Here is a 24,468-nt window from a genome sequence, read left to right as displayed (position 1 = left end):
GGTGAATTTGGGTGCCGACAAGTACCTGGGCCCAACCCATTGTGCCCGTCTGCGCCGTTTGTCCGGTTCCGAATCCGGCAGCAGCCCCAGATGGCCCATAGGGTCCTAAACCGGACAAACACGCCCGGCGCAGCGTGCCGGCGATGTGCGTCGATGTCTCGCGCTGGGACCGCACGCATGAATGCGCACACGAATTGGAAGTCATCAATTGCAATTAGAAAAGGGAGGGCTGACCTAAATGGCAAAAGGCCCGATCCCCATGCCGACCCACCTGCGAATCCTCAACGGGGATCGCAAGGATCGCATCAACGTCAATGAGCCGAAGGCCCGCGACGGTGACCTGATCTGTCCGCCCGACGTGGCCGACGAGGTTCGCGAGATCTGGGAGTACACCGTCCATCACGCCAAGGCGATGGGCATCGAGAAGCCCCTGGATCGGGACGCGCTGCTCTGCTACTGCGAGGCCGTGGCCACCCATCGCGAGGCGAGCCGGATCATCGCCCGCGAGGGCATCACGGCGCGCGGCGAGCGCGGCGGCACGATCCGCCACCCTGCGGTGTCCATCCAGCTCGCCGCCGCCACGACCATCCGGCACCTGGCCCACGAGTTCGGGTTCACCCCGTCGGGCCGCTCGGGCATCCGCGTCGGCGAGGCGAACAAGCCTGTCGAGCAGGGTGCGTCGCGGCTGTTGACGGGCTGACCGTGCTCAGCGAGTACCGCTGGATCGAGGCGCTGAAGGTCGTCCGGGGCGAGCGCGGCCGGCAGATACACGTCAAGCCTCGCGGCGCGGTCGACTTCGAGCTGTTCCCGTACTACACCAAGGACGGCGTGGTGTCGGTCGAGCCGGCGCGCGACGGCGACCCGGACGCCGGCTGCTTCGTGACCGTGCGGCTGTTCGTGTTCGGCCCGGTCGAGCTGCTGTCCGAGTGACGCCCCGGAGGTCGACATGACGCCCCCGGTCTGCGGCTACACGCTCGACGACGACACCTGCGCCGAGTCCGGCGAGCACTTCTGCCGGCCACGGGCCGCGCACGCCGTGGCGTTCTTCCAGGAGATCCTGGTTCACACCAAGGGCAAGTACGCCCGCAAGCGGTTCACGCTGGCCGACTGGCAGCGCGACGAGATCATCGCGCCGGTGTTCGGCACCGTGTACTGGTCGACCGAGCACGGCGAGTACGTGCGCCGGTACCTGATCGTCTGGATCGAACTGGCCCGCAAGAACGGCAAGAGCGAGATCCTGGCCGGGATCATGCTGTATCTGCTGGTCGCCGACCGAGAAGAGTCGGCCGAGATCTACGGCTGCGCTCGCGACCGCGACCAGGCCAGCCTCGCGTTCGACGTGGCGATGCGCATGGTGCAGCTCTCGCCGATCCTGTCCAAGCGGCTCCAGATCCGCGCGCACATCAAGCGCATCATCGACCCGAAGACCAACAGCTTCTACCAGGTGATCGCCGCGGACGCGGCCGGCGCGCTCGGCTCCAACCCGTCCGGGGTCGCCGCCGACGAGATCCTGGCCTGGCGCGACCGGTCCATGTGGGACGCGCTGCGCACCGGCATGGGCTCTGGTGCGCGCCGGCAGCCGTTGATGGTCGCCGCGACCACCGCCGGCAATGACCCGGCTGGGTTCGCCGCCGCGATGCACACCGAGATGCAGCGGGTCAGCGAGGACCCCGAGCGGGCGCCGCACGTGTTTGCGTACATGCGCAACACGCCGCGCGACGCCGATCCGTTCGACGAGGCGAACTGGGCGCACGCCAACCCTGCGCTGGATGACTTCCTGTCCCGCGAGGCGATGCGCAAAGAGGCGCTGGAGGCCCGCAACGACCCGGCCGCCGAGAACGGCTTCCGGCAGTTCCGGCTCAACCAGTGGGTACAGCAGGCGTCGCGCTGGATGCCGATGCACCTGTACCTCGACTCGTGCGGCGACATGTGGCTGCGCCCCGAGTGGGGCCGCGAGCAGCTCGCCGGCCGCGTCGCCTGGGCCGGGTTCGACCTGGCGGCCAAGATGGACCTCACCGCCTGGTGTCTGATCTTCCCCGGCGACGACAACGCCCCGGTCGACGTGCTGTGGCGGTTCTGGCTACCCGAGGCCGCCGTGCCGCAACTCGACAAGCACAACGACGGCAAGATCTCGCGATGGGTACAGGCCGGGTTCATCACCCTGACCGACGGCGAAGTGCTCGACTACGACCGGGTCTACGACGACATCGAGGCCGACGCCCAGCAGTTCAAGATCGTCGGCGGCGACTGCGACAAATGGTCGATGTTCCCGGTCATCCAGGAGATCGCCAAGCGCACCCGGTTGCGCGAGGAGACGCAGCTCGTACCGCGCTCCAACACATTCGCCGACATGACGCCGGGCATGACCGCGCTGATGGGGCTGGTCAAAGAACAGCGCTTCCACCACCACGCCAACCCGGTCGCGCAGTGGTGCTTCGACAACGTCGAGGTGCGCCGATCCCGCGAGAACGCCGAACTGATCCGGCCCGAGAAGCCGGCGCGCGGCGAGACCGGCAAGCGCATCGACGCCGTACCCGCCGCCGCGCTCGCGGTCGGCGCGTGGACGGTGCGCGGCAAGTCCAGTCAGAGCAAGTACACGCGGGTCACCGGCAAGGTGTCCGGTTACTGAACCGGCCTGATCTCGACGTCGAACGAGTTGGCGTCGATGTCGAGATCCGTGGCGATGTAGTCGCGCGCCATCGCCTCGGCGTCTGTGAGGCTGTGCGACTGGGTGACGCCGATGCCGTCGATGTGTAGTTCCCAGCCGCCGGCCCACGGCTTGGCGAGTACGTCGAACACGGGGTGCTCCGTCGGTACCCGGTCGAGCCGGGTGCGGTGCGCGGCGATCGCCTGCTCGTCGAGACCGGCTTCGGCGCGCACCTCCTCCCAGCGGCGCGCCATCACGCCGCCTCGTGTTCGATCTGCGACACCCGCTGCGGTGACAGGTGCAACAACGAGCCCGTGTCGCGCACGCTGAACCCGGCTGCGCGCAACTGCTCGATCGCCCACCTGGTGGCGGCTGCGGCCCGCCGTTCCGCCTGCTCGGCTTCTTCGCGCGCCCGTAACGCTTCGACGGCCTCGTCGGGCAGTTCGGGCCGCACGTCGAGGGTGAACGAGTCGGCCGGCACGTCGAGCAGGAGCGAGATCGCGTCGCGGGCCATCGCCTCGACCTGATCGAGCCTGCGTGCCTGTGAGTGGAGTCCCTTGATCTTCGGTGCACTGATCGCCCACCAGCCGCCCGAACGCTGGCAGGTCACGGTGTAGCGGGTCACCGCCACCACCCCTTTCCGAGTTCGTCTTCTAGGTCGCGCAGGATGCCCCGCGCGGTGAATTCGTTGATCTCCCGGTGACGGGGGACCGAGATCGAAGTCGATCCGCACCGGAAGATCGAGTGGTCGCCGCCTTCGCGGACCTCCCCGAACGCAACGCCCGCCGTGTTGGCGGCTTTGCGGATCTTTCGGAGCAGTGCGCTTCGCTTCATATCTCCAGTCTAGGTCACTAGACAGTGAAAGTCAACCCAACTAGATAGAAACGGGAGTGAGCGTGCCGACCGACGAACCGCTCACCCCGATGTGGTGGGTCAAGCGGCTGTACAAGCAGCTCACCGCCCGCCTGGACGACGTGGAGCGCTACGACGCGTACTACCGCGGCGTGCCGCCCCGCTACCCGTGGCTGCCCGAGCAGGCCCGCGAGGAGTTCCGCCGGCTGCTGGATCTGACCCGCTCCAACTACATGGGTCTGGTGGTCGACGCCACGGCCGAGCGGATGCAGATCGAGGGCTTCCGCATCGGTGACGAGCGGGACGCCGACGAGGAGACCTGGCGGATCTGGCAGGCCAACAATCTCGACAGCGAGTCGGATCAGGCCATCCTGGAGGGGCTGATCGCCGGCCAGTCGTACCTGCTGGTCGCGCCCAACCCGGATGACCCGAAAACGCCACTGGTCTACGTCGAACACCCCGCCCAGGCCATTGTGGAGTACCAGCCCGGCATGGGCCGGCGCGAGCGGTCCGCCGGGCTCAAGGTGTGGCTGGACGACTGGACCGGCAAGGTCAACGCCACGCTGTACCTGCCGGACGGGCTCTACAAGTTCGTCACCGACAAGCCGCAGGTGCAGGGTCTGACCACCATGAACTGGGTGCCGCGCGAGGTGACCGCCGAACGGTGGCCCGCGCCCAACCCACTGGGCGTGGTGCCGCTGGTCGAGCTGGCCAATAACCCGCGGGTACTCACCGGCGGCGTGTCCGAGATCGCCGACGTGATCTCCATCCAGGACCGGATCGCCAAGACGCTGGCCGACCGGCTGATGACTCAGGACTTCGGCGCGTTCCCGCAGAAGTGGGCCATCGGCTTCCCGGACACGGACGCGGACGGGAATCCGAACCGGGTCAACATCGGCCGCAACCGGCTGGTCACCTCGGATGCGGCCGAGACTGAGTTCGGCCAGTTCGACGCCGCCCCGCTCGACCCGTACTCGGCGGCCAAGCGCGAGGATGTCAAAGACATCGCCTCGCGCACCCGCACCCCGGCCCAGTATTTGTTAGGCGAGCTAAATAATGTGAACGGAGCCACGCTCCAAGCCGCCGAGTCCGGTCTGGTCAGCAAGGTCCGGCAGCGGATGCGTACCTACGGCGAGGGCTTCGAGGAGGCCGTGCGGCTGATGCGCACCGCCGCGGGACTGTCCAACGCGGACGAGCGCACCGAGACGATCTGGCGCAACCCGGAGCACCGTACCGAGGGCGAGCTGGTCGACGCGCTGCTCAAGATGTCCACCCTCGGCGTGCCCGAGGAGGCGCTGTGGGAGCGCTGGGGCGCCAGCCAGGTCGAGATCGCCCGCTGGAAAGACATGAAGGCCGAGGCGGACGCCGCCAACCTGGCGGCCATCCTCAAGCAGCCTCAGCCCGGTACGCCACCGGGCCAGCCGGGTGGGCCGAGCTTGCAACCGGCACCGGGCGCGCCGCCGGGATCGGGCCCGGCGCTGCCACCGGTACCGGGCCACCCGGACCGGAACCCGACCAGTGCTGCCGGCTGAGCTGGCCGCACTCGCCGCCCAGCGCCGCTACGTCACCCAGGTCACCGCCACTAACACCTGGCGACTGGTCGACGGTCTGTGGCGACGGGTCAACCGCAACGACCCGGCCGGGAGCTGGGACCGGACCGTCGCGCCCACGATCGGCAAGCTCATGCGGGCCGCCCAATACGCCGCCGCATCCGGTGCCCAGCAGTACGTCACCGCGGCGCTGGACGTACAGGGTGTCGACCCGGACTCCGACGGCACGGTGTCGCCCACCGCGTTCGTCGGTACGGCTTCCGACGGCAACGACCTCGATGGTCTGCTGCGCGTACCCGCCGTCGGGGCGCAGAACGCGATCGACCAGGGCGCGGCGGCCGATGTGGCGCTCGCCGAGGCCGGCACCCGGCTCAAGCGCATCGTGGACACCCAGATCTCCGACGCGGCCCGCGTGCCGGTCGGGGTCGCCATCAACGCTGCCCGGCATGCCGAGGGCTACATCAGGATGCTCACCCCGCCCTCGTGCGCGCGGTGCGTCATCCTGGCCGGCAAGTGGTACAAGTCCAACGCCGGGTTCAAGCGCCACCCCAATTGCGACTGCATCCACGTGCCCGCGTCCGAGGACTACGGCCGGCACTACACCACCGACCCGCACGCGTACTTCGACTCGCTCATCGAGGACGAACAGAACCGCGTGTTCACCAAGGCTGGCGCGACAGCGATCCGCGAGCACGGCGCCGACATCTTCCAAGTGGTCAACGCCCGCCGGCAGATGCGCTGGGTACAGATGGCCGGGCGCCAGCTACGTGCCACCCAGATAGGCGTGACCAAGCGCAGCCTCGCCGGGCAGCGCCTCGGTGCCGGCAAGAAGCGCAAGGTGATCCGACTGACCCCTGAGAGCATTTACCAGATCGCGGGGGACAACCGGACCGAGTTGCTGCGCTTGCTACGTCTGCACGGGTACATCACCTAGAGGCGGCCGGCGTGTTGTATTGCCTCGCCAACGCCCGCCACCCCGAGCAGGTCGACGAGATGCGTCGCCTGGACGCGGCCGGCGCGTGCGTGCTGTGCGACATCCGGACCGGGCTGTTCACCACGCACTGGGTGGTGGCACCCAACCGCTACCCCTACCCGGACGCGGTCACGCACCTGTTGCTGGTGCCGCGGCGTCACCTGACCGACCTGCGGGACCTGTCCACGGCCGAACGGTCCGACTTCTGGTGCGGGCTCGATTTGGCGCGCGGCTTCTACGGCATCGACGACTTCCAACTACGTGTGCGGTGCGGCGACATGCAGCGCACCGGCGCCACCATCGCCCACCTGCACGTCCACCTCATTGTCCGGGGAGCCACCGGTGCCTGACTACAGCAAGGAGCAGCGCAAGGGTCTCGCCGACAAGGGCCAGGCCATGCCCGACAGCGAGCGCGGCGGTCGATACCCGATCACCGACAAGGCCAGCTTGCAGCGCGCCATCAAGGCCGTGGGCCGCGCCAAGGGCGGCGACGCCGGCCGCGCCGCGGTACGCCGCTACATCATCCGCCGCGCCAAGGCGCTCGGACTGACCAACCTCCTACCGGAGAACTGGGCCAGCGACGGCTCGCTCAAGTAACACCGCACCGCCGACACGGCGGTGTCCACACCCGACACGGGAGAGAAACAACCATGCCCGAAGACCAGCAAGACGACGACGCCAACGCTCAGCAGCTTCTCGACGACGCCATCGACTCCGACACGGACGGCGACGACGAGGGCGACAGCACCGACTGGAAGGCCGAGGCCGCCAAGTGGAAGGCCCAGGCCCGCAAGCATGAAACCCGCTCCAAGGAAAACGCCACCGCCAAGGCTGAGCTGGAGCGCCTGCGCAAGGCGTCCATGTCCGAACAGGAGAAGGCGGTCGCCGAGGCCGAGGAACGCGGCAAGAAGGCCGCCATGTCGGCCGCCGCGGTCCGCCTGGCCCGCGCCGAACTGCGCGCCGCCGCGGCCGGCACGGTCGACAAGGACGCCCTCGACGGCTTCCTCGAATACGCCGACCTGAGCAAGTTCATCGGCGAGGACGGCGAACCCGACGACAAGGCCATCACTGCCGCCATCAAGAAGCTCGGCGGCTCGCAGAAGGCGCCCAACTTCGACGGTGGCGCCCGTCGCACCGCTGGCGCGGCCAAGGACATGAACGCGTACATACGCGAACGCGCCGGCATCCGCTAACCACGCAGCACCCGTAACGCCACGCGGGGACCGCTGCCCGAATCACCTTGAACCGAAAGGGGTTCTCTCGTGGCTTTCACCAACTTGACCTCCCGCAGCGACGCTGCCGCCCTTATCCCCGAGGAAGTCTCCAAGGAGATGCTGGGCAAGGCGACCGAGCAGTCCGCCGTGCTCCAGATGTTCCGCCGGGTGCCGGTCGGCCGCGCGCAGGTGCGCTTCCCCGTGCTGTCCGCGCTGCCGGTCGCGTACTGGGTCACCGGGGACACCGGCCTCAAGCAGACCACCGAGGTCAACTGGACAAACAAGTACCTGAACATCGAAGAGATCGCGACCATCATGCCGGTGCCGGACAACGTGCTGGCCGACGTGGACGCGAACATCTGGGACGAGGCGATGCCGCTGCTCACCGAGGCGATGGCACGCACCCTCGACTCGGCGGTGTTCTTCGGCACCAACGCCCCGGCCTCGTTCCCGACGAACATCAACGCCGCGGTCACCGCGGCCGGCAACGACACCACCGAGGGCTCGGCGGCCACGGCCGGCGGCTACTTCGGCGACGTCGACCAGGTCTACGGCGCGGTCGAGGCGGACGGCTTCGACGTGAAGGGCTGGGTCGCCGCGACCAGCGCCAAGTCCAAGCTGCGCACCGCCCGTGACTCGCAGGGCCGCAAGCTGGACACTGGCCGGGTCAGCGGCGCGGTCGACACGCTCGACGGCATGCCTATCGCGTACCCGATGCGTGGCCTGTGGCCGACCGCCTCGGGCAGCCCGCGGCTGTTCGGCGGTGACTGGGACCAGTTCGTGGTCGGCGTCCGGCAGGACATCACCATGAAGGTGCTCGACCAGGCCGTCATCCAGGACAACACCGGCGCGATCGTCTACAACCTGCCGCAGCAGGACATGACCGCGATCCGCCTGACCTTCCGGGTCGGCTGGCAGGTGTCCAACACGATCAACAACGACCAGCCGGTGGAGGCGGACCGGTACCCCGTAGGTTCGCTGCTTTTGAGTTAGTGGGCTAGCGGTCGCCAGCCTCGGATGATGTGCCTCACGGTGGCACGGCTGACGCCGTGCCTCTCGCCGATCTCATTCATGGTTAACCCGTGACCGCGTTCGGCGAGTACGGCGTCCGCAATGGCTGGTGTGACTTTGTATCTGCGGCTCGTCTTCCATGCCGGTAGGTCGGTGTCGAGGTGGGCGAAGGTCTTGCGACGCAGTATCTGTGAGACCGATGACTGTTGAGTTTCGAAGCGGTTGGCGATCTCGGCCTGGGTGACTCCGTTCAGGCCGAGCAGTCGCATCTCTCGCACCTGTTCGGGTTGAAATCGAACCTTGCCGTTCCGGGCTCCGCGACCTTTGGCTTCGCGGTCGCGGGCATTGTCGCCCGTGGTGCCGAGAAACCAGTGGGCGGGATTTTGACATGGTCGGTTGTCGCAGGTGTGGCAGACGTACAGCCCGACCGGGATCGGGGCGATCAGTTCCGCGTAGCCGAATCGGTGGGCTTTGAGTTGCTTGTTTCCGACCCGGAACGCACCGTATCCGTTCGTAAAGCACGCAGCGGTCCACGGCCAGCACTCATCGGCACCGCCACGATCCACTTTGCTCAAGTATCTGTCGATCGGATTGGCGGCGCTTCGACCCATGGCCAAATGCTATCCAAATGGTACTTGCCGAACTAATCGGAAGTCAGCGATGCATAGATACGACAAGCGAGGTCGCGCGTGACATCCCCACTTGAGGACGCGACCACCAAGGGCTACATCGGCACCGCCACCGACCAGGCAGCCGCCAGCACGTACGAGGCCCCGCATGGCGGTGGCGGTCAGGTCTCCGCCCTTACCGCCACCGTCGACGCGCCGAATCCGCTGGGCGTCTACGGCGGCGACCCGGACCGCGCGCTGCTCCAGGTCCAGACCGGCCAGAACGCGCCCGGCGACCCGATCAACGGCGTCGATCTGCTGATGTTTGCCGAAACGACGAACGTCGATCTCGGCGCCTGGCCCGGCAACGCTGCCTGCTCGATCACCAGCGCGACCGGTTACGTCGCACTCAACGCGAACGACACCGTTGGACAGAGCGTCTCGATCGTCGTGCCCGGCACGCAGACCGACAACGTCATCGAGTTCATCGGTCAGGGCGACACCAGGCCGTTCGTCGTGAAGCCGAGCGGCGATGTCGTGCTGGGCCAGGGCGCCTCGGTCGTGCTGCTCTCGCCCAACGGCACCGCCTACCGGCTCGCCGTCGCCAACGACGGCACCCTCAGCGCCACTGCGGCCTGACCGGAAATCACACGGAAGGACCGAGCCAATGACTGACGAAGACAAGACCGCCGCTGATTCCGAACCTGCGACCAACGAACTGCCCGCCGACGCGGACGCCCCGGGCAACGCCGAGGTGCAGAAGGCGTTCGACACCGCAACCGAGCAGGGCTACTTCGGCACGAAGGTCGATGAGACCGACGACGCCGAATACACCGTCGAAGGCGTCACCAAGAACGCCAGCAAGTAACCACCACAACTCCACGCGGGAGGCGGGGTCACGATGGCCGATCAGCTCGCGACGCCGGAAGACCTCGCCTGCCTGCTGGAGCGCGATGACATTGAGCGCGCCAAAGCCGAACTGCTCATCGAATGCGCCACCGCTGTGGTGCAGGCGGTCACCGGCCAGCGGATCGTGCTGGTCAACAACGAGACCGTCACCTTCGACCTCGACGAGGTCGACCACGGCCCGTACCTGATGCTGCCCGAGCGGCCAATCATCAACGTCAGCGCCGTGCGCATCGGCGCCCTGCCGGTCACCGACTACACCCTCCAGGCGCGACGCGCCCGGCTGTGGCGACGGTACGGGTGGCGCTCGGCGACCACCGGCTGGGTCAACCAGCCCTACGGCGTGACCGTGACCTACAGCCACGGGTACGCCCCGACCGACCAGCGCCTCCAGCTCGCCCGGCAGGCCGTCCTCGCGCTGATCAAAGGCGCGTACGGCAACTCGATCGGCGCCAGCCAGTTGCAGCTCGACGACTTCATCGCCAACTACGGCGCGATGTCCGCGCAGATGGACGCCAGCCCGTTCCTGCAAACCGCGCTGCGCCGCCGGTACGGCCGTCCGACTGGCTCGGCAGCGCTCAGCACCGGATACGGGCCAGTCGACGCGCACTGGCGCGGATAGCCCCAGCAATAACCACCGGAGGGAACCGTCATGTCTGACGGCGTATTCAACGTGGCCAAGGGCGCGCTCCGGTTCTACGCCGGGTTGCCCGCGGCCAACGACGCGCTCGTGGCCGTGCTGCTCAAGGCGGGCGTCGAGTCCGACGCCATCCTGACCGATCACCTCAGCCTGGCCAGCGCGCTTGCCGCCAACGCCGAATGCGACTTCACCAATTACGCCCGCATGACGTTGACCGGCGTGGTGACCAATGAGGACGACGCGGCCGACGCCGTCGCCTTCGACGCCAATGACTTCACGTATGTGGCGGCCGGCGGTGCGAGCAACAACGACGTGGCCAAGCTGCTGCTCTGCTACGTGCCCGACACCACCGCGCCCAGCGATGCCGCCACCGTGCCACTGACCTACCACGACTGTGTGTTCACCACTGACGGCACCAACGTGACCGTGCAGCTCGCCGCCGCTGGCTTCGCCCGCGCCCAGTAAAAGCACCGGAAGGGTTGAGCCCCATGGCACTAACCGTTGCCGGCCGCAACGCCGCCGCGACCGGTGTCGGCGGCGCCATCACCTTCGCGTCCCTGCATACCGCCGATCCCGCGATGACGGGGGCGAACGAGATCACCGGCGGTACGCCGGCTTATGCCCGGCAGCCGATCACCTGGACGGAAACCAACGGTGTTGCCTCGCTGAACGGCCCGGTCACGTTCAATGTGCCGCCCGGTACGACGGTCGCCTACGTCGGCCTGTGGAACGCGCCCAATGCGGGCACCTACGAGGGCGCGGCGCAACTGTCCGCGCCGGAAACCTTCACCGGGCAGGGCACGTACACGTTGACCAGCCTGACCGTCACTGTGACTTCACCGTGACCCGGAGGGGATGCGGGCCGTGAAAACAACACGCAACCACACGACACACCGAGCCGCGAGGGGTAAGCCGTCATGGCATTGAACAACAGTGGTCGCAATGCGGCGGCAAACGGCGTCGCTTCCAACGTCGGCTACGTCAGCTTGCACACCGCCGATCCGGGTACCACCGGCACTAACGAGGTCACCGGCGGTACGCCTGCATACGCCCGCAAGGCGGTTGCCTGGTCGACGGCCTCGGGCGGCGTCGCCGCCATCTCCGGCGGCGTCACCTTTGACGTGCCCGCTTCCACCTCGATCAGCTACATCGGACTGTGGTCGACGGCCACCGGCGGCACGTTCTACGGCGGCGCGGCACTCTCCGCCACGGAAACCTACGGCGGGCAGGGTACCTACAACCTGACAGCGCTGACCATCACCATCACCTGATCGGGGACGCGCGGTGGCAATCACGACCCGGTCGCAGCTTGTGGCGGCGCTGGCCAACCGGAAGATCCTGCCGTTCTACAAGAACCTGACCGCCGTCCCGAGCCAGACCGCGCAGTACATGCGCAACCATTCGTCGTGGGCGAACTCGACGGCGGCCGGGATACCGCCCCAAGCAGGCGGTGCCGGTGTCGCACCCGGCGTCACGATGAGCAGCCAGTCGGTCAGCGCCGCGCCGGTGCCGACCGCAGCCGCCGGCGCGACCTGGTATCTGTCCGGGATCAACGTGCAGTCCTACGAGTTTTCGTCGGGCACGGCCCAGGCGATGGGCTCGCAGTTGCTGGTGTATGACCGGCTCGCGCAGATGGGCGGCCTCAGCTCCACCAGTGCCGGCAACGCGCAGACCGTTACCGCCGGCCTGCCGTCGCGGGTGTCCGACAAGCGGCAGGTGCAGATCTTCCTGGAGATCTACGTCGCCGGTGGGTCCACGAGCACGGCGGTTTCCGCGAGCTACACCAACGAGGCGGGTGTCGCCGGGCGCACCGCCACACTCGCCACCGGGGCGGCGCTGCCGGGCAGTGGTTCTTCGCCGGTCGGCACGATCTGGGGGCCGTTCAACCTGCAAGCCGGCGACTACGGAGTCACCAGCGTGGAAACCCTGACGTTCACCACGAGCACCGGCACCGCCGGCAACTTCGGTGTCACCCTGGCCCGACTGGTCGGCGTGTGCCCGCTGCCCGGGTCCAACCAGACCGGCCCCGTGCGCTTGGGCTGGGCGGAGACCGGGCTGCCCGATCTGGGCGCGGACCCGTGCCTGTTCTTCATGGTGCCCGGCCAGCTCGCCGGCCCGGTCGGCGGTTATCTGGAGGTGGTGCAGGGGTGAGCATCGCCAGCCGCGACGATCTGCTCAATGCCCTGTCCGGGCAGCGGGTCTACGCGTACGCCAAGTACGGGTCGTTCAGCGGCGCGTTGGTCAACGGGTTGCTGGCCTCGTGGTGGAAGATGCCCGGCCAGCCCGGCGCGGCCGGCGCGACGCCGACCACGCCGACGCTGTGCAGTGCCGCGACGCCGGGGGCGTTCGCGGTGCCCGCGCCAGGGACCGGGCAGAGCAACTACCTGGCCAACTTCACGAACTTCCGCACATCCGCCCAGACGCGCGGCCCGCTGTACCTGTTCGATCGGCTCTCCCATCGGGGCGGCCTGTCCGGCACGGTCAGCACCGCCCAGACGGTCGGGCTGAGCCTGCCGTCGCGCGTGAGCGACAAGACGCAGGTGCAGATATTCCTGGAGATCAACACTCCGGTCGGGTCGACCTCCCGTACGGTGTCCATCTCGTACACCAACGAGGCCGGCGTGTCCGGGCGCACGGCCAAGTTGTGGAACAACACCACCATCAACAACCAAATGGCCGGCAGCCTGTACGGGCCGTGCGACCTGCAAGCCGGTGATCTCGGCGTGACCAGCGTGGAGACCCTGACCCTGTCCGGGTCGACCGGCACCGCCGGGGACTTCTCGGTGGTACTGATGCGCCCGGTGGCCGCGCTTAGTGCGGTCATCAGCAGCGGCGTCAGTTCCGGCGACCAGATCACCCTGGCCACCGGTGGCCTCTACGACCTCGGCGCAGACCCCTGCCTGATGCTTGCCGGCATGCTTGACGGCGGTTTCGGTGAGGTCGGCCAGGTCGCGGTCTGTCAGGGGTGACGGCGCATGTCGATAGCCAACCGTGACGCACTGATCGCCGGCCTGGCTGGCGGCGTTACGTACGCCGTCGTGAAACGCTCGGGCTCCAACGCGGCGCTCGTCGAGCCGGCCCGCCAGGACGCCTGGGGCTACCACGGCAGCCCGCCACCCGGCACGGTGCCATCCACCGCGACCATTTGCACCAACGTCACCACGGGCGCGATCCCGCTGGCCACCGCCGCTGCCGGCAAGAACTGGTACATCGCCACGTGGACCGCCGCCAACGGCGACAGCGGCGGCGAGATCTCGCTGTGGGACCGGCTCTGCCACCGCACCGTCGCCGGCAACACCACGACGAGCAGCCTCGGGATGCTCCTGCCCGCGCGGGTCACTGACTACTCGACGGTGTGCGCGTTCGTCACCACCACGGGCGGCATGAGCTTCACGTCGGTGCAACTGGCGTCCTACACGAACCAGGCCGGCACCACCGGCCGGGTCGGTGCGACGAGCACCGGTGCCAGCTACATGACTGCCGGCGGCGTGCCCACCCTGCAATTGCCGCTGGCGTCCGGTGACACGGGCATTCAGGCCGTCGCCAGCTTCACCCACGCCGGCAGCACCGGCACGATCAACCTCATCTTGGCCCGCTGCCTGGTGCCGGGCCTTGCGCCGATCGCCGAGGCGGCCACCATGCAGGGCTGGTCGAGCATCGTCAACGCCGGCCCCGACCCGTGCCTGTATGTCGTCCATAACGCCAGCGGCGTCGGCGCAAACCGTCAGGTGCACGGCCTGATCCGCGCGTTCCAAGCCTGATCCGCGCGTTCCAGGCTGACCGGCCGGACCACCGCTACCGGGGAGGGGCGTCTACCGCATGGCCGCTCCGGCACCGAGCCTGCTCACCGTCGCCGAGGTCCGCGCCCTCAACGACCTGTCGGTCTACGCGCCGCAGGACGCGCTGGTCGACCCGGACCTGTTCGGCGCGCCGTCGGCCGCCGCCTACAGCGGCACCGCCGACCTGCCGGCCAGCACGACGCTCGCCGACACGGGCAGCAAGACCGCCGCCGGCCAGGCTGGCACCACCAACACGAGCAGCCTCGCGCTGGTCGCCGGTCGGTACGCCACCGGCACCGCCGCCGTCGCCACCACGTCCAACACGCTTGGCGACACGGGCGGCAAGGCCGGCGAGGGTGCATTCGACTTCCCGGCCACCAGCGCGGTCGACGACACCGGCGTGCACGGCCCGCGCGGCGGCGCGGTCAACGTCGCGGCCACCGCGACCATCGTCAACCCCGGCGTGCACCGTGGGGTGGGCAGCGGGCAGGTCAGCGGCGCCGACGTCATCGCCGGGCAGGCCGGCGCGGGTGGGCACAGCGGCGCTGGTGCCGCCACGGCCGCGGCGAGCATCGGTTCCACCTCGACGGTGGGTCGGACCGGTGGGGTCGACGAGCCGGCCAGCGCCAGCACGGCCTCGACGGGGACCAAGACCGTCGCCGGCACCGCCGCCACGGTCACCACCGCCAGCGCCGACGGTGCCGGCGCGCACACCGGAAACGGCACCGCCGACCTGCCGGCGACCGGCAGCGTCGACAATCAGACCGCGCCGACCGGCGGCGGCGTCGACCTGCTTGGCGCCGCCGACCTCGCCGCCGAGGGTGGTGGCGAGCACACCGGCCCCGCCGCCGCGGCGAGCACATCGAGTGCCCAGGCTGCCGGCGGCAAGACGGTTGATGGCAGCGCTGACGCGCCGGCAACCGCCACCCTGGATGCGCAGGGCACCCAGGGCCGCACCGGCAGCGCCGACGTGGCCGACCTCGCCCTGGCCGCCGCGCAGGGCGCCAAGTCCGACGCCGGCAGCGCCGACGCGGGCGGCGCCGGTACCGGCAGTGGGACCGGCGCCAAGGCCACCGGCGCGCCGTACGCGGTGTCGGCGTTCGCACTGATCGGCCTGCCTGGCTTCACCGGCCGCATCGGCACCGCTGCGGACCTGCCCGGTGCCGGTTCGATCGACGCGCCGGGCGCCACTGACCGGACGGGTACGGCCGACGTGCCGACTTCGGTGGCGATCGATTCGACTGGCGCCGCTGCCGGCGGCGCCTTGTTCGACACCATCCCGGTGACCGTTTACCTGGCCGCGTCCGGGCACGCCACGTTCCAGAAGGTGGCCGCCGGCACCGCCGCCACCACGGCCGCCAGCCGGATCGCCAGCCACGGCGGGGCATCCGAGCCCGGTCCCGCGGACGGCATCACGGTCACGCTGATGGTGGCGGCGGCCGGTCGTCGCCACTCCTTTGGAGCCGGCGCCAGCTCGTCGATCACTATCACCTCGACCGCGGCCGGTAGGCGGCGCGCCATCGGCACGGCCACCGCGGCGGCTTCGACGGCTCTGGCCTCGCACGGCGCGCTCAGCGCTTTGACCGTCGGTGCCGCGGTCGAGACCGGGCACGCCAACCCGGTACGGCCGGTCAAGACCGTCAGCCCACTGGCTGCGACCGAGACCGACGCCGCGCAGCCGGTCACCCGTACCCGTACGGTGCGCCTCGGCACCGCGGTCGAGACGGACACCGCCCACCCGGTACGGCTGAGCCTGATTGTCCCCGGCGTCGCGGTCGAGACCGACACCGCTTTCCCGGTTAGCCGCGTGCGCGCGGTCAACCTCGGTACGGCCATCGAATCCGACATCGCCCCGCCGCTGCGGGTGCTGACCCGCCACGTGGTTCGTCCCCGTACCGGCTACGTGATCCGCCCGCATGCAGCCCCGTCCAGCCGCTACGTCATCCGTCCCAACGCCGGCCTGGTGGTTCGGCCGCTCTAGCGAGAGGGGCCGACGTCGATGCCGATCCCGTTTCACACCCACCTGATCGACGTCCTCGACCTTGATGTCGCGCAGAGCGACGACGAACCCTACGGCGACGACACCGAGGCCACCCGCACCGTCAGCTCGTCGAACGTGCGCGCCGTGCTCAGCCGGGCAGTCAGCGGCGCGGAGATCATGCAGGGCGGTGAACAGTCCAGCGTGTACCGCCGGTTCAAATGCGACGAGGTGCCGCTGACCCACACCTCGTGGGTACGCGACACCGCGGACGGCACCGTCTACCGGGTGGTGTGGGTCGATCACCGCACCGTACTCGGCATGAAGTACGTGACCGGCCAATTGCGTCTGGTGGAGGGTCTGCCGTGATCGGCGAACCCGAAGAGCACTTCGGCGAGGCCGCGAAGCGGCACTGCCTGGTCGTCGCCGAGCACGTGGTCGACGAGACCAGGAAGATCGCCGCCAAGAAGTTCGCTGGCAGCTCGGGCCGGCTTGCCGCCGGCTACCAGGCGCAGGAGTTCGAGAACGGCGCGGCCATCGGCAACCCGTCGTCGCCGTTCTGGTCCTACGTCGAATTCGGCCACGCCATCGCCAACCAGTACGGCGAGGTCGAGGGCGAACGGGTCGGCCAGCGCGCCCACGTCCGGCCCGCCATCGAAGCCGTCAGAAAGCTGCGGTCATGACGCTGCCACGGGTCTATGTGGACGCCGAGGATGTGGTCAAGAGCTGGCTGCTCACCACGTCCGTCGCGCCCCTGGTCAGCAACAAGATCTACATGGCGATGCCGAAGGGCACGCCGCTGCCCAGCGTGATCCTCTCGCGGGTCGGCGGCTCGCCGCAGGCCGGCAGCGATGTGCCGGCCGACGAAGCCCGGATCAGCTTCGACATTTACGCCAGCCAGCGCCCGCAGGCGAAAGCCATCACCGCCGCGCTGGTCAGTGAAATCGAATCTCTTGCCTACCTCGACGCGGTGGTCACACCGGTCGGGCGTCTCGACGCGGCCGAAGTCATCAATGTGCTGTGGCTTCCTGATCCCGTCAGCGACACTCCGCGATACATCGTGGATGCACGAATGGTTGTACGCGCCGTCTAACCGCGGCTGAACCCCTCGCCCCCGGAAGCAGGTTCCGGGGGCTTTTCCATGCCCAAGGTCCGGAGGAAAAGACCATGGCGAACTTCCACTCGGCTGCGGTGCGCTTCGGTAAGCCCGGCCTGCTCTACATCGCGCCGCTCGGCACGCCCGAGCCGACCACGGAGACCGACGCTTGGCCCGCGCCGGTCGCCCCGGCCACGGTCGGCTGGGTGCCGCTCGGCTACACCGACGCAGGTAGCACCTTCACTTACTCGACCACCATCGACAAGGTCGAGGTCGCCGAGGAGCTGGAGCCGATCGCCTACACGCCCACCTCCCGCGAGGCCAAGGTGGACGTGTCGCTGGCGGAAATGACCTACCGCAATCTTCAGATCGCCTTCAACGGCGGCGTGATTCTCGGGGACGGCACCTCTTGGACATTCGAGCCGCCGGACCTGGGCACCGAGCAGCGGGTGATGCTCGGCTGGGACGCGAGCCCCGACCCGACCAACAACGACCTGCGCTTCATCTTCCGGCGCGTCCTCAATGGCGGGTCGCTCAACATCGACAACAAGAAGGGCACGCAGAAGCAGCTCATCGTGTGCTCGTTCTCGCTGGAGAAGCCGACCGACGGCTCCAAGATCCTCAAGATCATGGGCTCGGACACGCTCAACCCGGACGAGACCTGATCCGGTGAATCCACCGCGCGCCTGGCGGGGCCGCGCGTAACAAATAGCCCCGCCTGAACCGCCGCCGTGAGGCTTATCAGGCACATAGCAAAAGGGGCATGTTCGTTGAGCTATAAAGATTTTGATAGCTGGCTGGCCGAGCAGCGTGGCGAGGTCACGTTCACCGTCGGCGGCCAGACCTACACCGGCCGCAAGCGCGTGCCGTGGCAGAAGATGAACAAGTACCTGATGTCGCTCGGCGAAGACACCGACGGCATCGAGTCCACCAAGGACTTCTTCCGGATGGTACTGGTTCCGGCCGACCGGGAGCGGTTCGTCGCGGCCATCGACTACGACGGCGACGACGATGAGCAGATCCTGGCCTCGGAGCAGGTGGGAAAAATCCTGGACTGGCTGCTGGGCATCTACACCGGCAAGGGCGAGAAGGACAAGCCGGTCAGCACCGACAGTCAGCCGTCCAATGTGGTGTCGCTGAACCCGAAGGCCAGCTAGCCGGTATCGACACCCGGCAGATCAGCGAACTGGTGCGCTGGCTGCTGGAACGCTACACCGGCAAAACCGCCGAGCGGCGCCGGCTGATCCTGTCCCGCGCCGCCGCGTACTGGGGCGCGGTTGAACGCGCGCTCATGCAGTTCTCCAAACTCAGCGCCCGCCAGGCATTCCTCGTCATGGAGGAAGCCGTGGTCGACGAGATGCGCAAGCAGCGCCTCGACCTCGCTGCCCGCGTCGACTTCACGCCCGAAGGCGAGCAAATCACCGAGACGCGTCTGCTGCTCGATGAGGACTACGAACAGGACCTGAGCATCCGCAATCTCGGCGCCGCAATGGGCGATGGCCTCGTGGAGGTGAGCTGATGGCGACTGTCATCGAAGAAGCACTCATCGCCATCAAGCCGGACTTCTCCAGGTTCAAGGAGGAGCTGACCGCCGGACTCAAGGAAGCCACCGCCGGCACCAAGGTCAAGGTCACCGTCGAGGCGGACACCGCAGCCGTGGTCGCCAAGGTCAGGGCCGCGGCGGACGAGGCCGGCAAGACCACCGCCAAGGTCAAGGCCGATGTGGACACCGCGCCGGCCAAGGCCAAGCTCAAGGCGCTGTCCTCCGAGAAGGTCACCGTCAAGGCTAAGGTCGAGGCCGAAGGCGATTTCATATCGCCGGTGCAGCAACGCATGTTGCGGCAACAGGTCACCGATCTGCTCGCAGCGCAGCGGGCCGCCCAGAAGCAGATGGGGTCGGCCGAGGCTGAGGCATACCGGGAAAAGGCGCGCCGGGAGGCCGCCGCGACGGCGGCGTCGGTCGCGGCGACCAAGAAGCGTGCCGACGCCGAGGTGGCCGCGTACGCCGAGGACTACCGCCGCGCGCAGGCGCAGCGCGCCAAGATGGGCCGCCTAGAAGAGCAGGCGTACAACGAAGATCGGCAGCGCACGGCTAAGAAGGTCGCCGACGCCCAGAAGCTGCAACAGGACATCGAAAAGGCCGAGCGCGCCGCGCACGCCGAGAACGACCGTCGCAACAAGAAGGCCGCCGACGACGCGGATGCCGCCGCAGAGAAGGCCCGCAAGCAGCGCGAGGTCCTCGGCAAGGCCGAGGCGCAGGCGTACCGGGAAAACGCTAAGCGCGAGCAGAACGAGCGCACCCAGGGCTTCCGGAAGTTCGCCGAGTACCTGAACGTGCTGCCCGGCATCGGCGGCGTCGGCCCGCACGCGGCCCGCACCATCGCCATCGGCATCACCGCCGGGGCGCCGCTCATTGGCGCCGCGATCAGTTCTGCGGTCGCGCTCGGCTTCGGCGTCGGTGGCATCGCCACCGGCATCGTCATCGCGGCCAAGGACTACCGGGTCAAGGCTGCCGCGACCAGCCTCGCCGCCGACATGGGCCAGACCCTGCAAGGCGCGGCCCGGCCGTTTGCCGACGAGCTGGCGCTGGTCATCCCGCAGATCGGCATCGACTTCGCGGCGCTCAAGCCGAAGATCGCCGACGTACTCACGCCGCTCGGCAAGACACTTCCCAAGATCGAGCAGGGGCTGGCCGGGTTCGCCCAGGCGGCCCTGCCCGGCATGGCCACCGCGGCGCGCAACGCGGCACAGTACATCGACGCCATCGCCAAGAAGGGGCCGGCGATCGGCAAGGCGTTCGGCACGCTGGTCGCCGACCTGACCGACCCGAAGGGTGTCGGGTTCCTCAAGGGACTCCTCGACTTCATCGACGCCGCGGTGGTCGACATCGGCAAGTTGGTCAAGGCGTTCACCGACCTGTACGCGGTGCTTCACCCGGTGCTGTCGGTCGTCGGCGATGTTGTGGACGGCGTCACCTCCCTGGTGGGTGGGCTGTCACAGATGGGCAATCCCGGCTTCGCGGCCGGCATCCTCACCATCGCCGCCGCGTACACCGTGTTCGGGGCGCGGGTTCGGGCGGCGGCTATTGGCGTCAAGACCATGTGGGCCGAGGCCACCGCCGCCGCGAAAGGCTACAACGCCACTACCTCCGCCAGCAGTGTCGGCTTCGGCATGTACACCGGGCCGGCTGGCCCGCAAGCTCAGCCTGGTTTCTTCGGCCGCATGGGCGCGCTGGCGAATAGTCGACTGGGTACCGGCGTCATTCTCGGCGCTTCGCTGGCGGCCACCGCTGGTGGTAGCGCGCTGGCCAATGCGGGTCACCCGATCCTCGGCGGCGCGCTGTCCGGCGCCGGTGTCGGTGCCGGTGTCGGCATGTTTGGCAGCCCGGTTGCAGCGGCTGGTGGCGCCGCGGTTGGCGCGGCCGTCGGCAGCGTCACCGGTGCCATGTCCGCACAGAAGCAGACCTCGGACACCCTCGCGTCGTCGCTCAAGCAACTTGCCGACAGCTACAAGTCCACCGGCCAGATCTCGCAGGAGTTTGTGAGCCAGTTGGCGGCCGGCGACTCGGCGCTGCGTGACCTGGCCCTGCACTCCCATAAGTACGGGGTGGAACTGCCCAGCGTCGTGCAGGCCATCGCCAGCGGCAGCCCCGAGGCGATCCAGGCGCAGATCGACGCGATCCGCACGAAGCAGGGTGCAGCCGACAAGACTCCCACCGGACTGGCGGCCCTGTCGCCGATTCTCGCCGTCAAGAAGTACTTCAACGAAAAGGACTTCGACGCCGCCGCCGACGCGCTGACCGACGACAAGGCCGCCGCCGAGGCTGTCAAGGCCGCGATGGACGCGTTGACCCCGGCGCTTGACCAGAACGCGGTGTCGTGGAAGAAGGTCACCGACGCGATCACCGCCAACAACACGGTCTTCTCCAACTTCCAGAGCCAGCTCGGCGACGAGTTCAGCCCCGAGGTCAAGACCGTCAACACGGTCGCCGACGCGTACGCCAGTTACCTCAGCGCGCAGCGCAGCGCGGACGACGCCCGGTACAGCGCGGCGCAGACCGCGCAGTCCACCGCACAGGCCAACGAGAACGCGCTGCACGGTGTCACCGAGGCCGAGCACGGTCTGGCCGAGGCGCACTACGCCACCGAGCAGGCGCAGAAGTCGCTGACCCAGGCCCGCAAAGACGCGATCCAGAACCTCAAGGATTTGCAGCGGCAGGTTCGCGACATCGGCGACAACGAGGAAGAGCTGAAGATCCGGCTCGTCGAGGCGCAACTGGCCGAGGTACAGACCCGCGGCCTGCCCGCCGAGGCGCTGGCCCGTCGCCAGGCGGTGGTCAGCCTCGACGAGGCCCGCAACGCGCTCGCCGACTTTCAGGCCGACGCGCCGGCCCTGCGCGACAAGCTCGCACTCGCGCAGAAGCAGGGCGTCGAGGGCACGCCCGACGTGGTCGACGCTAAGCACAGCCTTGCCGAGTCGCGCCGCAACGAACTGGAACAGCAGCGCAACCTCAAGCTGGCCCACGAAAACTACGCCAACACGCTGGAAAGCAGCCGGCACCAGAACGAGCTGGCCCGGCGGGCGGTTGACGACGCGAACACCGCGTTTGACAAGCAGGGGAAGGCCCTCGGTGATCTTCTGGGTCACCTGAACCTGACCAAGGATGCGGCCAAGGCTCTCTACGAAAACTCGAAGCTGCTCGACCACCAATTTAACTTGCAGATCACCGACAACGGCTCTGCGAAGATCAGCCTCGATCACATCTACCAGCAGTACCAAGGGCTGGCGCAGCTCGCGAAGCTGTACGGCATCGACGTTGTGCAGTGGACGCCACCGTCGACTGGTGAGACAGTGCCGTTCGGCCCAGTGCCGCAGCACAAGGGTCCCGTCCAGTTCAAGGCGGCCGGCGGCCTGGTCGGCGGCTGGTCGCCGCACGACGCGGCCGACAACATCCCGGCGATGCTCAACGCCGAAGAGTTCGTGGTCAACGCGAAGTCCACCCGCAAGCACCGCATGGCACTGGAGGCCATCAACGCCGACCGGTTCTACTCGGGCGGCGGGTTCGTGCTGCCGCTGAACAAGCCGATCGACACCTGGTGGGAGCCGATCCAGCAGAACATCAACGCCCTGATGGGCTCGGCCGGCGTGTTGTCCTCGGCGGCCGGCGGCTCGTCCGTCGCGGCGGTGCAGAACTGGCTCAAGGGCACCGTCGACCCGCTGCCCTACGTGATGGGCGCCAACGGGCCGACCGCCTACGACTGCTCGTCGCTGGTCGGCGAGGTGTGGGCGCGGCTGACCGGCAACGCCGACTACAAGCGGTACTTCGTCACCGGCAACGAGCGGGCGTTCCTGACCGCGCACGGGTTCAAGCCGGGCACCGGCACGTTCACCGTCGGGTTCAACGCCGGGCACACGATGGGTAACCTCGGCGGGCTGAACTTCGAGGCGGCCAACTCCCGCGACGGCATCCTCATCGGCCCGCACACGTCGAACGTGCTCAGCTTCCCCAACGTCATGTACCTGCCGCAGCTCGGCGACAAGTTCGTCAGCGTCCCCGGCGGCGGCACGGCGGCACCCAAGGCGGCCAACGTCACCGTCGGCGGGCTGTGGGGCGGGATCATCAAGCAGATCCTGACCAGCGCGGCCCGGGTCAACTCGGGCATCGCCGGGGGTGGCGACCCCGGCAAGGCGGCCGGCACCGGCGTGAACCGGTGGCGGGCCACCGTCGAGCAGGCGCTGCGGGACAACGGATTCCCGGCCAGCAACGACTACGTCAACGCGGTGCTGCGCCAGATCGTCACCGAGTCCAGCGGCAACGAGCTGGCGATCCAGAAGGTGCACGACGTCAACTGGCCCAACAACCTGGCCCGTGGCCTGATGCAGACCACGCCGCCGACGTTCTTGCAGTACGCCTTCCCCGGCCACGGCAACATCTACAACGGCTACGACAACCTGCTCGCCGCGCTCAACTACGTCAAGCACCGCTACCACGGTGACGTGCTCGGGGTACTCGGCCACGGGCACGGCTACGACGCGGGCGGCTGGCTCAAAGACTTCGGGTACAACGCGACCGGCTCGCCCGAGGCGGTGCTGACCCCGACCGAGTCCCGCGCCTACGTCAAGCACGCCGAGGCGGTCAGCAGCAACGGCGGCGAGATGCGCCTCGACGACTGGACGATCAACCGGCTCGCGCAGGCGCTGTCCACCCGCCCGGCCCACCTCAACCTGGATGGCCGCAGGGTCGCCGACGCGGTCATCCCGCACCTGACCCGGAGGTTCTGAGTGGGTACCACGCTCTCCCTCGTGGACGGGGCCGCCGAGGTCCGGTTCGCCGCCGCCGGGATGAACTACGACAGCCCGTACAAGTGCAAGAGCTACGACTTCGGCTCGCCGACGATCCGCGAGGTGGTCACCGACGCGACCGGGGTGTCCGGCACCGTCGACCTGTCCAGCCTGACCGGCTCGCGGCAGGTACAGCTCGCGCTGACCGTGTGGAACGACGACGCCGGCACCCGCCACCAGCACCTGGACACGCTGCGCGCGATCTGCCAGCCGGCGCGGCGGCCCTGGCTGTACGCGCAGTGCGACGGCTGGGAGCAGCAGCGCCGCATCCAACTGCGGGCCACGCCGATGACCTGCACGGTGGGCAGCAAGAACACGTCCTATCTGGAGGTGTCGCTGGCGTTCGCCGCGCCGACCGGGCTGTTCGAGGCGCTGGAGCCGGTCGTCACCGGGCCGGCGTACCCGCAGACCGGGGCCGGGTTCTCGCTCGACCCCGGCGACGCCGGCAGCGCGGCGCTGTACCTGGCCCCCGGCGACGCGGGCAGCCCGGCGCTCAGCCTCGCCGCGGGCGACGGCGGCAACCTGCTCACCATCACCAACGTGGGCAGCGCGCCGGCCGCGCCGGTGTTCACCATCACCGGGCCGTGCGCGTCGCCGCAGATCATCAACTACACCACCGGCGTGCGGATCGCCTTCGGCAACTACACCGTGCCGGACGGGCACTCCGTGGTCATCGACGTGGCCCGCCGCACCGTCCTGCTCGACGGCGACCCGGCGCAGAGCCTCTACAACCGCGTCGACTGGTCGGTGTCGCGGTGGTTCCTGCTCGAGCCCGGCACGACCACCCTCGCGTTCGCCAGCGGCGACGACGGGGCCAGCGGGCAGTTGGTCGTCCAGCACAGCCCGCGCTTCTTCTAGCCCCGCTGCCCACC

Annotated in this window: 31 protein-coding genes; 27 read left to right on the top strand and 4 right to left on the bottom strand. The window is 68.6% G+C overall.

Annotated elements, in window-relative coordinates; all coding sequences use genetic code 11:
* The first annotated feature begins 238 nt into the window (after positions 1–238).
* From VE326_11615 to VE326_11605, 3 genes are read left to right on the top strand one after another with little or no spacing between them, the layout of a single operon-like run.
* Positions 239–700 carry a phage terminase small subunit P27 family gene (locus tag VE326_11615; GenBank protein HYJ33858.1) on the top strand — a complete coding sequence of 154 codons (462 nt, stop codon included), beginning with the start codon at positions 239–241 and terminating at the stop codon, positions 698–700.
* A 2-nt stretch (positions 701–702) separates the two neighbouring features.
* Complete coding sequence (locus VE326_11610; GenBank protein HYJ33857.1) at positions 703–930, top strand: hypothetical protein; 228 nt, start codon at positions 703–705, stop codon at positions 928–930.
* A gap of 16 nt (positions 931–946) precedes the next feature.
* Positions 947–2,629 carry a terminase TerL endonuclease subunit gene (locus VE326_11605; protein ID HYJ33856.1) on the top strand — a complete coding sequence of 561 codons (1,683 nt, stop codon included), beginning with the start codon at positions 947–949 and terminating at the stop codon, positions 2,627–2,629.
* Here the strand turns inward: VE326_11605 and VE326_11600 are convergent.
* Genes VE326_11600 through VE326_11590 form a run of 3 tightly spaced genes read right to left on the bottom strand, consistent with a single transcriptional unit; the run spans position 2,623 to position 3,481 of the window.
* The gene (locus tag VE326_11600; protein ID HYJ33855.1) at positions 2,623–2,901 is read right to left on the bottom strand and encodes a hypothetical protein; all 279 of its coding nucleotides are present in this window, start codon (positions 2,899–2,901) and stop codon (positions 2,623–2,625) included. The two genes, VE326_11605 and VE326_11600, sit on opposite strands and share 7 nt — an antisense overlap.
* Complete coding sequence (locus VE326_11595) at positions 2,901–3,272, bottom strand: type II toxin-antitoxin system HicB family antitoxin (GenBank protein HYJ33854.1); 372 nt, start codon at positions 3,270–3,272, stop codon at positions 2,901–2,903. Before VE326_11595 ends, VE326_11600 begins: the two co-directional genes overlap by 1 nt.
* Positions 3,269–3,481, bottom strand: a complete 213-nt coding sequence (locus tag VE326_11590; protein HYJ33853.1) for a hypothetical protein — start codon at positions 3,479–3,481, stop codon at positions 3,269–3,271. The genes VE326_11595 and VE326_11590 overlap by 4 nt, the downstream gene beginning before the upstream one ends.
* 62 nt (positions 3,482–3,543) lie before the next feature.
* Here VE326_11590 and VE326_11585 point away from each other — a divergent pair, with 62 nt between their 5' ends.
* From VE326_11585 to VE326_11560, 6 genes are all read left to right on the top strand, one after another.
* Complete coding sequence (locus tag VE326_11585; protein ID HYJ33852.1) at positions 3,544–5,031, top strand: phage portal protein; 1,488 nt, start codon at positions 3,544–3,546, stop codon at positions 5,029–5,031.
* A complete protein-coding gene (locus tag VE326_11580) occupies positions 5,018–5,983 on the top strand; it encodes a hypothetical protein (GenBank protein HYJ33851.1) in 966 nt (321 codons plus the stop codon). Before VE326_11585 ends, VE326_11580 begins: the two co-directional genes overlap by 14 nt.
* Before the next feature lie 14 nt (positions 5,984–5,997).
* Positions 5,998–6,372, top strand: coding sequence for an HIT domain-containing protein (locus VE326_11575; protein HYJ33850.1), 375 nt, complete (start codon positions 5,998–6,000; stop codon positions 6,370–6,372).
* On the top strand, positions 6,365–6,619 hold the full coding sequence (locus VE326_11570) for a hypothetical protein (protein ID HYJ33849.1): 255 nt from the start codon (positions 6,365–6,367) through the stop codon (positions 6,617–6,619). Before VE326_11575 ends, VE326_11570 begins: the two co-directional genes overlap by 8 nt.
* 53 nt (positions 6,620–6,672) lie before the next feature.
* On the top strand, positions 6,673–7,215 hold the full coding sequence (locus tag VE326_11565; protein HYJ33848.1) for a hypothetical protein: 543 nt from the start codon (positions 6,673–6,675) through the stop codon (positions 7,213–7,215).
* Between the two features lie 69 nt (positions 7,216–7,284).
* Positions 7,285–8,229, top strand: coding sequence for a phage major capsid protein (locus VE326_11560; protein ID HYJ33847.1), 945 nt, complete (start codon positions 7,285–7,287; stop codon positions 8,227–8,229).
* On the opposite strand, the gene VE326_11555 is transcribed toward VE326_11560, so the two are convergent.
* Complete coding sequence (locus tag VE326_11555) at positions 8,226–8,858, bottom strand: HNH endonuclease (GenBank protein HYJ33846.1); 633 nt, start codon at positions 8,856–8,858, stop codon at positions 8,226–8,228. The genes VE326_11560 and VE326_11555 overlap by 4 nt on opposite strands.
* Positions 8,859–8,936: 78 nt before the next feature.
* Between VE326_11555 and VE326_11550 the strand changes: the two genes are divergently transcribed.
* The 18 genes from VE326_11550 (at position 8,937) to VE326_11465 (ending at position 24,454) form a co-directional block, all read left to right on the top strand.
* The gene (locus VE326_11550; GenBank protein ID HYJ33845.1) at positions 8,937–9,494 is read left to right on the top strand and encodes a hypothetical protein; all 558 of its coding nucleotides are present in this window, start codon (positions 8,937–8,939) and stop codon (positions 9,492–9,494) included.
* 28 nt (positions 9,495–9,522) lie between these two features.
* Positions 9,523–9,723 (top strand): hypothetical protein, encoded by a 201-nt coding sequence (locus tag VE326_11545; protein ID HYJ33844.1) that lies wholly within the window; start codon positions 9,523–9,525, stop codon positions 9,721–9,723.
* A gap of 33 nt (positions 9,724–9,756) precedes the next feature.
* Positions 9,757–10,383, top strand: coding sequence for a hypothetical protein (locus tag VE326_11540; protein ID HYJ33843.1), 627 nt, complete (start codon positions 9,757–9,759; stop codon positions 10,381–10,383).
* A gap of 30 nt (positions 10,384–10,413) precedes the next feature.
* The gene (locus VE326_11535) at positions 10,414–10,866 is read left to right on the top strand and encodes a hypothetical protein (GenBank protein ID HYJ33842.1); all 453 of its coding nucleotides are present in this window, start codon (positions 10,414–10,416) and stop codon (positions 10,864–10,866) included.
* A gap of 23 nt (positions 10,867–10,889) precedes the next feature.
* Positions 10,890–11,246, top strand: coding sequence for a hypothetical protein (locus VE326_11530; protein HYJ33841.1), 357 nt, complete (start codon positions 10,890–10,892; stop codon positions 11,244–11,246).
* A gap of 72 nt (positions 11,247–11,318) precedes the next feature.
* The gene (locus VE326_11525) at positions 11,319–11,672 is read left to right on the top strand and encodes a hypothetical protein (protein ID HYJ33840.1); all 354 of its coding nucleotides are present in this window, start codon (positions 11,319–11,321) and stop codon (positions 11,670–11,672) included.
* A gap of 13 nt (positions 11,673–11,685) precedes the next feature.
* Positions 11,686–12,552 (top strand): hypothetical protein, encoded by an 867-nt coding sequence (locus tag VE326_11520; protein HYJ33839.1) that lies wholly within the window; start codon positions 11,686–11,688, stop codon positions 12,550–12,552.
* Complete coding sequence (locus VE326_11515) at positions 12,549–13,370, top strand: hypothetical protein (GenBank protein HYJ33838.1); 822 nt, start codon at positions 12,549–12,551, stop codon at positions 13,368–13,370. Before VE326_11520 ends, VE326_11515 begins: the two co-directional genes overlap by 4 nt.
* Positions 13,371–13,376: 6 nt before the next feature.
* A complete protein-coding gene (locus VE326_11510; protein HYJ33837.1) occupies positions 13,377–14,162 on the top strand; it encodes a hypothetical protein in 786 nt (261 codons plus the stop codon).
* 58 nt (positions 14,163–14,220) lie between these two features.
* On the top strand, positions 14,221–16,161 hold the full coding sequence (locus tag VE326_11505; GenBank protein HYJ33836.1) for a hypothetical protein: 1,941 nt from the start codon (positions 14,221–14,223) through the stop codon (positions 16,159–16,161).
* Between the two features lie 18 nt (positions 16,162–16,179).
* Positions 16,180–16,527 (top strand): hypothetical protein, encoded by a 348-nt coding sequence (locus VE326_11500; GenBank protein ID HYJ33835.1) that lies wholly within the window; start codon positions 16,180–16,182, stop codon positions 16,525–16,527.
* Entirely contained in the window at positions 16,524–16,841 is a 318-nt protein-coding gene (locus tag VE326_11495) for a hypothetical protein (protein ID HYJ33834.1), read from the top strand. Before VE326_11500 ends, VE326_11495 begins: the two co-directional genes overlap by 4 nt.
* Positions 16,838–17,251 carry a DUF3168 domain-containing protein gene (locus tag VE326_11490; GenBank protein ID HYJ33833.1) on the top strand — a complete coding sequence of 138 codons (414 nt, stop codon included), beginning with the start codon at positions 16,838–16,840 and terminating at the stop codon, positions 17,249–17,251. Before VE326_11495 ends, VE326_11490 begins: the two co-directional genes overlap by 4 nt.
* Positions 17,252–17,325: 74 nt before the next feature.
* Positions 17,326–17,919: a hypothetical protein gene (locus VE326_11485; protein ID HYJ33832.1), complete on the top strand. Its 594-nt coding sequence runs from the start codon at positions 17,326–17,328 to the stop codon at positions 17,917–17,919.
* A gap of 105 nt (positions 17,920–18,024) precedes the next feature.
* Positions 18,025–18,411, top strand: a complete 387-nt coding sequence (locus VE326_11480; protein ID HYJ33831.1) for a hypothetical protein — start codon at positions 18,025–18,027, stop codon at positions 18,409–18,411.
* Positions 18,412–18,443: 32 nt separating this feature from the next.
* Entirely contained in the window at positions 18,444–18,773 is a 330-nt protein-coding gene (locus VE326_11475; GenBank protein ID HYJ33830.1) for a hypothetical protein, read from the top strand.
* Positions 18,773–23,536: a transglycosylase SLT domain-containing protein gene (locus VE326_11470; GenBank protein ID HYJ33829.1), complete on the top strand. Its 4,764-nt coding sequence runs from the start codon at positions 18,773–18,775 to the stop codon at positions 23,534–23,536. Before VE326_11475 ends, VE326_11470 begins: the two co-directional genes overlap by 1 nt.
* Positions 23,537–24,454 carry a hypothetical protein gene (locus tag VE326_11465; GenBank protein ID HYJ33828.1) on the top strand — a complete coding sequence of 306 codons (918 nt, stop codon included), beginning with the start codon at positions 23,537–23,539 and terminating at the stop codon, positions 24,452–24,454.
* The last annotated feature ends 14 nt before the right edge of the window (positions 24,455–24,468 follow it).

The sequence above is a fragment of the Candidatus Binatia bacterium genome (assembly GCA_035631035.1).
Taxonomy (GTDB): Bacteria; Eisenbacteria; RBG-16-71-46; order SZUA-252; family SZUA-252; genus DASQJL01.
This window is presented reverse-complemented; position numbering and strand designations above follow the sequence as displayed.